The 788-nt window shown below is 70.6% G+C and carries 1 protein-coding gene; it reads left to right on the top strand.

From position 1 onward, the window contains the following. Positions 1 to 788 (top strand): ISAs1 family transposase (locus F8271_RS31605; RefSeq protein ID WP_370462011.1); only part of this gene is annotated, 788 nt, incomplete at both ends.

The raw sequence follows: 788 nt of genomic DNA on the forward strand, positions 1-788 counted from the left end.
CTGGCCGCGTTGCTGACCGTCGCGGTCTGCGCGGTCCTGGCCGGCGCCTCGTCGTTCGCCGCGATCGCCGACTGGCTGTACGACCTGGACGAGGCGGACCAGCAGCGGCTCGGGTTCACCCGGGGCGTGCCGGCCGGCACCACGGTGTGGCGTCTGCTGATCCGCCTGGACGCCACGCTGATCAGCAAGGTTCTGGCCGGCTGGCTGCACACCCGGACGCAACCGGTGACCGCTCGGCCGCGCCGTTACCGGACGGTGATCGCCGTGGACGGCAAGACCCTGCGTGGCGCACGCCTGCCGGGCGGCCGGCAGACGCATCTGCTGTCGGCGCTGGACACCAGTGCCGGCATCGTCTTGGCCCAGGTCACCGTCGACACGAAGAGCAACGAGATTCCCGCTTTCACCCCGCTGCTCGACGCCGTGGAGGCCGTGCTCGGCAGTCTGACCGATGTCCTGTTCGTCGCCGACGCGCTGCACACCCAGACCGGCCACGCCGAGCAGATCACCGGCCGTGGAGCACATCTGTTACTGCAGGCCAAGGGCAACCAGCCCACCCTGTTCGCCCAGCTCAAAGCTGTTCCCTGGGCGCAGATCCCGGTCGGTGACCGCACCCGCGACCGCGGTCACGGGCGCAAAGAGACCCGCACCGTCAAAGCCGTCACCCTGCACACCCCGGGCGGGATCGCGTTCTCGCACGCCCAGCAAGCCGTCCGGATCACCCGTACCCGCACCACCGGCGGCAAGACCAGCCGCGAGACCGCCTACCTGGTCACATCCCTACCCGCCGC

This window comes from Micromonospora sp. ALFpr18c, assembly GCF_008868155.1.
Classification (GTDB): domain Bacteria; phylum Actinomycetota; class Actinomycetes; order Mycobacteriales; family Micromonosporaceae; genus Micromonospora.